Origin of the sequence: Bacillus cereus group sp. BfR-BA-01382, from assembly GCF_022663475.1 — a bacterium.
GTDB classification, from domain to species: Bacteria; Bacillota; Bacilli; order Bacillales; family Bacillaceae_G; genus Bacillus_A; species Bacillus_A thuringiensis_S.
On record NZ_JAKUFQ010000156.1, the window covers coordinates 1 to 9190 of the forward strand.

Genomic DNA, 9190 nt, shown 5'->3' on the forward strand with positions numbered 1-9190 from the left:
ATTAGGGGCATTATTCTTAAAAACATTTAGAGTTAAGCATCCGATTGCAAAAGGTTTAGCACTTGGAACAGCGGGCCATGCATTAGGAGTTGCAGTAGGAATTGAAATGGGTGAGGTAGAGGCAGCGATGGCAAGTATTGCTGTAACGGTAGTTGGGGTTGTAACAGTAGTTGTCATCCCAATGTTTATGCCATTCATTGGATAGTAAAACTTACTTAAAAAATAAGAAAAGCAAGCTATTTGTAGGACAGATTTCTACTGATAGCTTGCTTTTTATGTTACAGTAGTGGTAAGACCTATTTAAAAAAATGTAAGTTTCCTTAAATCTTCATTAATACTATGTAGAATACGTTTTGAATTAGGTCATTGTATTGTAAAATAAGAAGTAATCTACTATATACCTGTTAAGATAGGCATATAATGAGTTTATAAAAATCTTAATATGAATGAATAATTTAAAAGTAGAAAAGAGAGAAATCTACTTATTAACGTTTTAGTTTATAGGACAGGAGAGAGTATTCGTCGATTATGCAAATAAAAAACCTGTTTCAAAGCAAAGGATTTCAGAGGTTACTCGTATTAGTAATACTTGCTCTCGTGTTATACGGGCTGCAAAGTATGTTGAATTTAATATTAATTACGTTTATTCTCACGTATTTAATGGATCGATTCCAAAAGTTTATTTCCCGCAAATTAGATCATTTCATGCCTATTAATCGAAAAATTATTATAGCATTTCTATATGTAATGTTAATTGGTGGAATTGCTATTACGCTATTTAAATATTTACCAGTATTAACGATACAAATTTCACAATTGATTTACCAATTCAATGTATTTTTAAGAAACCCACCAGATAGTGAACTAATTAAGTATGCAGTTAATGCTGTCAATCATATGGAGCTTTCTAAATATGTAGGACAAGGCGTAGACATTTTGTATAAATCAATTACGAATGTTGGTAAATTTGGTCTTCAAGTTTTACTTTCTTTAATTTTGAGTTTGTTTTTCTTACTAGAAAAATCTCGTATTGTTGGTTTTACTGCAAAGTTTAAAGAAAGCAGGCTTGCAATTTTCTATACTGAAATTGAGTACTTCGGTAAGAAATTTGCACGTTCATTCGGAAAAGTAATCGAAGCACAATTTTTAATTGCAGTTGTTAACTGTGTTTTATCCGTGATTGCACTATGGATATTAGGATTCCCGCAATTATTAGGTTTAGCATTAATGATTTTCTTGCTTGGATTAATTCCAGTAGCGGGGGTTATCATTTCGTTATTCCCACTTTGTATGATTGCTTACAATATTGGCGGTATTATGTACGTTGTTTATATTTTAGTTATCGTAACAGTGATTCATGCGCTTGAAAGTTACGTATTAAATCCGAAGTTTATGTCGCAAAAAACAAATTTACCGATTTTCTATACTTTTATGGTATTAATTTTCTCAGAGCACTTCTTAGGTGTATGGGGACTGATTATCGGTATTCCAATCTTCATTTTCTTACTAGATGTTTTAGACGTGACAAGTGATGAAATTGAGAAGGATGTTGGAACAAAATAAAGTGAAGTAGAGAAAAAGCATCGATGTTCGATGCTTTTTCTTTTATAACATTATGTTTCTTATGCCATACTGTAAGGAGAATATAGAATAGGGGTGAAGTAATGGCTGTAAATGAAAAGGTAGAATTGGCTACATTTGCTGGAGGGTGTTTCTGGTGTATGGTTTCTCCATTTGAAGAGATGGAGGGAATTATACAGGTTGTTTCAGGTTATACAGGCGGTCATAAAGAGGACCCAACGTATAAAGAAGTGTGCTCAGAAACAACAGGACATTATGAAGCAGTACAAATTACATTTGATGCAAATAAAATGCCGTATGAGGAATTGTTAAATATATATTGGAGACAAATTGATCCGACTGATATTGGGGGACAATTCCACGACCGCGGGCAGTCTTATGAAACGGTGATTTTTTATCATAATGAAGAACAACATAAAAAAGCTGAGGCCTCAAAAGAAGAGCTTGAGCAGAGTGGACGCTTTTCAAAACCAATTGCGACAAAAATACTACCAGCAGCTACATTTTATCCAGCTGAAGAATATCACCAAGGATATCATAAGAAAAACACATTCCGCTATGAGTTATATCGTAAAGGCTCAGGACGAGATGCTTTTATTAAGCAACATTGGCCAAAGGATAATGCTCATTTAAAAGAAAAACTCAATGAGATGCAGTTTTATGTAACACAGGAAAATGGTACAGAACCACCATTTCGAAATGAGTATTGGAACCATAAAGAGGAAGGTCTTTATGTAGACATCGTTTCAGGTGAGCCGCTGTTTACTTCTCTAGACAAATTTGATAGTGGATGTGGATGGCCTAGTTTTACAAAACCAGTTATGTCAGCAAGTGTGAAAGAAAAGATGGATGTGAGTCATAATATGACACGTACAGAAGTGAGAAGTAAAGAGGGAGATTCGCATCTTGGGCATGTATTTCCAGACGGTCCAGGACCGAATGGGCTTCGTTACTGCATTAATTCCGCAGCTCTTAGATTTATTCCAAAAGAGGAATTAGAGAAAGAAGGTTATGGCGATTTCTTAATCTTGTTTGGAAATAAAAAATAACCTCGCAGTTAGCGAGGTTATTTTTTTGCTATTTTGTTTTTTTCTTTTTAAATTTGCTTAATACTTCATAAACAATTGGAACAATAAGAAGTGTTAATAACGTTGAACTTGTTAATCCACCAATTACTGTTACACCAAGTCCTTTAGAAATTAAGCCGCTACCTTCAAATCCTAATGCAAGCGGGATAAGAGCTCCGATTGTTGCAATTGCAGTCATTAAAATTGGACGCAAGCGTGTTGCACCAGCTTCTAATAAAGCTTCACGTGTTGATAAACCTTCATTTTCTTTATGAATAACGCGGTCGATAAGCACGATTGCGTTTGTTACAACGATACCGATTAACATAAGCGCCCCAATCATTGCAGATACACTTAATGTTTCACCAGAGATTAATAAGGCAACAAGGGCCCCAATAATTGTGAATGGTAGCGAGAATAAAATTGCGAATGGTGCAAGGGCACCGCCAAATGTAACGACAAGAACGAAGTATACAATGGCAATCGCAGCTAACATCGCTAGGCCAAGTTGCTTGAATGATTCTTGAATATCTTTAGTAACACCGCCCATAGAAACATCTACACCAGAAGGAAGATCCATTTTATCTACTTCTTTTTGGACTGCAGCAGATGCTTTTGAAACGTCATCAGATGTTAATTTTGCACTAACCTCTGCATAAACACGGCCATCTCGGTGTGTTACTGTATTCGATGTTTCACCTTCTTTTACAGTCATAACATCTTTTACAGCTACTTCATTACCAAGTGGTGTTGTAATTTTGCGATTTGTTAAGTCATCGATTGTTTCATAATTTTGTTTTTCAGCTTCTACATATACATTGATATCTTTACCGTCTTTTTTAATTGTTGTCAGAACAGGGCGATCATGTTGATTAGAAAGTCCCATTCCAATTTGAGCAGCCGTTAAGCCCATTTTACTCAGCTTTTCTTGATCTGCGACTAAAGTGTACTCTGCATATGTTTTTGCAATACTAGAATCTATATCTTTTAAGTCTTTATTTTTCTTCATGATATTTTGAATATCTTTTACGACAGGCTTAATGTCTTCTGAGCTATCTCCGTAAACGTATAGTTTAATTTCGTTACTACCGCCACTTGCTCCGAAGTCTTGGTTTTTCCATTCACCTTTTCCAGACATTTTTTGTAAATCTTTCACGACTTCTTCTTTTTCTTTTTCGAAGTTTTTCGTGTCGTTATCATATTGAACGAAGAACATAGCTTGATTTGTTTGACCAGGGCTCATTGGATTCTCTTCACCTAATGAGAACTGAATTGTTTTCACGTCTTTATTATCTTGGAAGTGCTTCTCAGCTTTCGTTGCAATTTTTTCAACGTCTTCTAATGTTTGACCTGGTTCAGGTTTGTATGTTGCGATAATCATTTTTTCTTCTTCAGAAGGTAAGAAACTTACACCGATAACCGGTACAAGTGCGAGACTACCAACTAATAGAAGGACAGCAATACTAGATGTAATAATTTTGTGATTTAAAGCCCATTCAAGTATACGTTTATACCCATTTGCTAATTTGCTTGGTTTCTCTTCATGATGTACCTCTTTTTCCCTCGTGCTTTCTTTCTTAAATAAGGAATGGGCAAGCATTGGTACGATTGTAACAGCCACTAGTAACGATGCTAATAAAGCGAAGACAATAGTTAAGGCGAATGGTAAGAACATTTCACCAATCATACCTTTTACAAGTCCTAGCGGTAAGAATACAGCGATTGTCACAATGGTAGAAGACATAATCGGAATAAACATTTCTTTCGTAGCTTCACGAATTAAATCTCTTCCGCGCAATTTCTCTTCTGATAACGACATACGTCGGTAAATATTTTCAATAACAACAATTGAGTCATCAACAACACGGCCTATAGCAACTGTCATTGCTCCAAGCGTCATAATGTTAAGCGTAATATCCATTTGCTTTATGACTAAAACAGCAATTAATAACGAAAGTGGTATTGAAACGACAGAGATTAACGTTGTTCGAATATTTCGTAGGAACAGCATAATAATAACAATCGCAAAGATAGCACCGAAAATTGCTTTGCTTAGCATTGTTTCAACTGACTTTTCAATAGGTGCACCTTGGTCGAATGTTGAAATGATCTCTAAATCTTTATATTTTTTCTCAAGATCTTTTACTTTATCTTTTACTGCATTTACAACATCAACTGTATTTGCATCAGAGGCCTTCACAATTTGAATTCCAATTGCTTCTTTTCCATTTGTTCGAGAAATGGATTCTGCTTTCCCAACTTCTTTAATTTCAGCAATTTCGTCTAATGTAACTGTTGGAATTCCGTTCATAGCAGCTGGATTCATTTGCGGCGTTTGTGCACCAGCGCCAGCATTTTGACTACCTTGACCGTTAGGTGATGAAGGTATAGCTGGGATTTTGAGTTCTTTTAATGCTTTAATCGTTGTAATATTGCCATCTACAACAACTGATTTTTCCGTGTCTTTAAACGTATATAGGCCAAGTGGTAAAGATACATCCGATCCTTTAATTACATTTTTTACAGTATCTTCACTTAGTCCTAGTTCTTTCATTTTATCTTTCTTGAAGACGAGCTGTACTTCATCTACTTGTTGGCCTGCAATTTGAACAGATGCAACACCATCAAGTCCTTTTAAGCCCGGTACAATATTTTTCTCTACATTTTCAGTTAAGGTAGCTAAAGATTCATTCTTGCTTGCTACGCTTAACGAAATAACAGGAAAAGCATTGAAGTTTACTCGTGAAACCTTAGGGTCTTTAACACCGTCAGGGAGCTTTACATTTGTGAGAGCTTCTTTAATTTCTGTTTCTGCTTTTTCCATATTTTTATCAAAATCGTATTCTACTTGAATAGAAGATGCGTTTTGAAAAGATGATGAGCTAACAACGTTAACACCACTTAAATTTTGTAGTTGTTCTTCCATCGGCTTTGAAACTTTATCGGCTACTTCTTCTGGTGTAGCACCAGGATAGACCGTAGTTACTGTCACAATCGGTGTTGTAATATCAGGAATTGTTTCCAGCTTCATATTGAGGCCAGAGTAAATTCCCGCAATCGTAACAATAATGGTTAGTAGCCAAACTGCGAACTTATTTTTTAACGAGAAATTGATGATTTTGTTCATGTTTGCGCTCCCTTTGTATTATATTGACCAACTGGTCAGTCTAATACATAATATAACTGACCAGTTGGTCAATCGTCAATAAAAAGAGATGGTATAATAAATCCATAATAAGATGCGAGATTAAATTTAGGAGAGAAGATATGAAAGAAAAAGAGCGTTTAATTATAGAATCGGCTATGAAGTTATTTGCTACTAAGGGTGTAAATGCGACATCAGTGCAGGAAATTGTGACAGCTAGTGGTATATCTAAGGGAGCTTTTTACTTATATTTTAAATCAAAAGATGAGCTTTTATTAGCGACACTTCGATATTATTATGACAAAATTCAAAAGAAAATGCTGGATATTGAGCAAGAGTCTTTGTTACCACGTGAAAAATTTGCAAAACAATTACATTGTCAGTTTAATGATATACAAAAGCATAAAGAGTTTATTATTATGCATGCGAGAGAAAATGCGATTCCGTTTAATAAAGAAGTGGAAGAATTTATGATGCGGATGAAGTTAGAGTCTCATGCATTTTATCGAAATAGTTTATTGTCCATTTATGATGAAAAGATTATGCCATATTTATTGGATTTAGTAATTATGGTGGAAGGCATATGCCGTGGGTATTTAGAATTAATTATTTTACAAGCAACAGAAATTGATTTATCTTACATCTCTGCTTTTATTTTAAAAAGAGTAGATAATTTAGTAGATGGCTTGGTAGAATCTTCGGAAGAACCTATTTTACACGAAGAAAAGCTTGGAGAATTTCTTTGTAAATCAGAGCTCATTAAGGAACAGGTTAAAGAGCATTTTTTAAAAGAAATTATTGGATTTAAGCGTACTCTAGCTGATCAATTAGAGGACGATGAGCTGCTAGTAACATTAGATGTTTTAGAGGCGGAAATGCGATTGCTTAATCCAAGAATTCCGGTAATTAGAGGTATGTTAGCAAATTTAGAGGTTTATCCGGAATTAAAAGAATTTCGCTTACGCCTTATAGGATACTACAATATAAAAAATTCTTAATAAAAAACTCCTTGTCTACACAAGGAGTTTTTTATTAAAGATTACTTACTATTTTGAGACCATTTTTCTACATCCCAAACCTTTGTGATCCAATCTTCATAGAATTCCGGTTCGTGACATACAAGGAGAATTGTTCCTTTATATGCTTTCATAGCCTTCTTAAGTTCTTCTTTTGCTGTAACATCAAGATGGTTTGTCGGCTCATCAAATAGTAGCCAGTTACTTTCTTCACCCATTAGCTTACATAAACGAACTTTTGCTTGTTCTCCACCACTTAATTGACTTAATGGACGAGAAATATGTTCATTTTTTAATCCGCATTTCGCTAACATCGCACGAATTTGATGCTGGTCTAGGCCAGGGAATGTATTCCATACATCATCAATTGGTGTTATATTATCAGCTTTAACTTCTTGCTCAAAGTATGCAGGCTCTAAGAAGTCACCAAGACTTGTTTTACCGTTTAAAGGTTTAATTTTACCTAAGATTGTTTTTAGTAGCGTTGATTTACCAACACCATTACATCCAACAATAGCAATTTTTTCACCACGCTCAATTGTCATTGATAACTTTGGTAGTAGCGGATGTGTATATCCGATTTCTACATTTTCACCTTCAAAGACGAAGCGACTACTTGCACGACTTTCTTTAAATGAGAATTCAGGTTTGATTGCTGTTTCCGGACGATCAATAAGTTCCATGCGATCAAGTTGTTTTTGACGACTCTTTGCACGACCTGTCGTTGAATAACGAGCCTTGTTCTTTGCAATGAAGTCTTCTTGCTTTTTGATAAACTCGCGCTGCTTTTCATAAGCGTTTATATGTTGATTTTTATTGATTTCTGCTAGTTCTAGGAATTTTTCATATGTCGCTGTATAGCGTGTCATTTTTGTGAATTCTAGATGGAAAATAACATCAACACATTTGTTCATAAATTCCGTATCATGAGAAATCAATAAGAATGCATGTGGGTATTCTTTTAAATAAGTTGTTAACCAATGAATATGTTCAACGTCTAAATAGTTAGTAGGTTCATCAAGCAATAACACTTCTGGTTGTTCAAGTAATAGCTTTGCAAGCAATACTTTTGTACGTTGTCCACCACTTAGTGCTGAAACATCACGATCTAAACCAATAGCATCAATTCCAAGACCACGTGCAGCCTCTTCAATTTTCATATCTAGTAAATAGAAACCACCTGCTTCAAGTGCATCTTGTATTTCTGCCATTTGATCAAGAAGTTCTTCTAGTTCTTCTGGTGTAGCAGTTCCCATTTTTTCTGTAACTTCATTTAAAGCTGTTTCCTTTTCGAATAACGGTAAAAATGCATCCGCTAGTACGTCACGAATTGTACGTCCAGGCGTTAAAACCGTATGCTGATCTAAGTAACCGTAATGTGTGCCTGGTGTCCATTCTACACGACCTTCGTCATGAATAAGCTGACCAGTAATGATATTCATAAATGTTGATTTACCAACACCGTTTGCACCAACTAATCCAACGTGCTCACCTGCTAATAATCGCATAGATACATCTTTAAATAATGTACGATCGCCAAATGTATGTCCTAATTTTTCAACTGTTAATAAGCTCATAGTATCCTCCGTCCAACTTGAAATAGTACCTTGAATCATGATACTAAATTCTTTCATATAATGCCATCATTTCAAAATGTATATTTTTTCAAAAAAAGGGTTGCATTAATTTTCTGAAAATATATAATATAATTGAACAGTGGTTAATTATATGTGTGAGGTATGAAATATGTCGCCAAGGAAAGCAGTTAAACAAGAACTAACAAGAGAAATGATTATGAATGTAGCTAGGGAGCTATTTATAGCACAAGGATATCAACATACTTCAATGCGCAAAATTGCAACAGAACTTGGATATAGCCATGGTTCGATTTATTATCATTTTAAAAACAAAGCAGAGCTATTTTACGCAATGGTGGAACAGGATTTTCAATTATTAAACAAAAAGTTAGATGAAATTTGTAATCAAAAGTTATCGAGAGAAGAGCAACTAAGAGCAGTTTTATTCGGTTTTATTGAATTTGGTCTAAGAAATCAGAGTCATTATGAAATTATGTTTTTAATTAAAGATGCCGAATTAAAAGAGTGTTTGGCAAATAGTCCTAATGTTAGTTATGAAAAATTTGCGAAGGTTATTTCTTTTTTATGTGATGGGGAATTAAATGCGATGATAATATGGTCTGTTTTTTTATCATTACATGGATTTGTAGCACATTATTGCAGAAGTGGCCAAACGTTTGAAGAACTACAAGGTTTGGCTAAGGTACATGTAGAGTTTATTTCAAAATCGCTTCTTATGTAAGTGATTTTCTTTTTAATATTAATTGAACAGTGGTTAATTAATTTAGGAGGGGATTTATAATG

Annotated in this window: 7 protein-coding genes; 5 read left to right on the forward strand and 2 right to left on the reverse strand. The window is 34.6% G+C overall.

Annotated elements, in window-relative coordinates; all coding sequences use genetic code 11:
- The 3 genes from MR160_RS31755 to msrB all read left to right on the forward strand — a co-directional run.
- Nucleotides 1–205: LrgB family protein (locus MR160_RS31755; protein ID WP_242299054.1), on the forward strand; the 205-nt coding region annotated here is incomplete at its 5' end.
- Nucleotides 206–528: 323 nt separating this feature from the next.
- Nucleotides 529–1563: an AI-2E family transporter gene (locus MR160_RS31760; protein WP_001166009.1), complete on the forward strand. Its 1035-nt coding sequence runs from the start codon at nucleotides 529–531 to the stop codon at nucleotides 1561–1563.
- Between the two features lie 101 nt (nucleotides 1564–1664).
- The gene (gene msrB, locus MR160_RS31765) at nucleotides 1665–2630 is read left to right on the forward strand and encodes a peptide-methionine (R)-S-oxide reductase MsrB (protein ID WP_000290179.1); all 966 of its coding nucleotides are present in this window, start codon (nucleotides 1665–1667) and stop codon (nucleotides 2628–2630) included.
- Between the two features lie 28 nt (nucleotides 2631–2658).
- Here the strand turns inward: msrB and MR160_RS31770 are convergent, their stop codons facing one another.
- Nucleotides 2659–5775, reverse strand: coding sequence for an efflux RND transporter permease subunit (locus tag MR160_RS31770; RefSeq protein WP_242299055.1), 3117 nt, complete (start codon nucleotides 5773–5775; stop codon nucleotides 2659–2661).
- 140 nt (nucleotides 5776–5915) lie between these two features.
- Between MR160_RS31770 and MR160_RS31775 the strand changes: the two genes are divergently transcribed.
- On the forward strand, nucleotides 5916–6791 hold the full coding sequence (locus MR160_RS31775; protein ID WP_000659637.1) for a TetR/AcrR family transcriptional regulator: 876 nt from the start codon (nucleotides 5916–5918) through the stop codon (nucleotides 6789–6791).
- 41 nt (nucleotides 6792–6832) lie between these two features.
- Here the strand turns inward: MR160_RS31775 and MR160_RS31780 are convergent, their stop codons facing one another.
- Entirely contained in the window at nucleotides 6833–8386 is a 1554-nt protein-coding gene (locus MR160_RS31780; protein ID WP_242299056.1) for an ABC-F family ATP-binding cassette domain-containing protein, read from the reverse strand.
- A 169-nt stretch (nucleotides 8387–8555) separates the two neighbouring features.
- On the opposite strand from MR160_RS31780, the gene MR160_RS31785 reads away from it, so the two are divergent.
- Nucleotides 8556–9128: a TetR/AcrR family transcriptional regulator gene (locus MR160_RS31785; protein WP_000074952.1), complete on the forward strand. Its 573-nt coding sequence runs from the start codon at nucleotides 8556–8558 to the stop codon at nucleotides 9126–9128.
- Nucleotides 9129–9190: the final 62 nt, after the last annotated feature.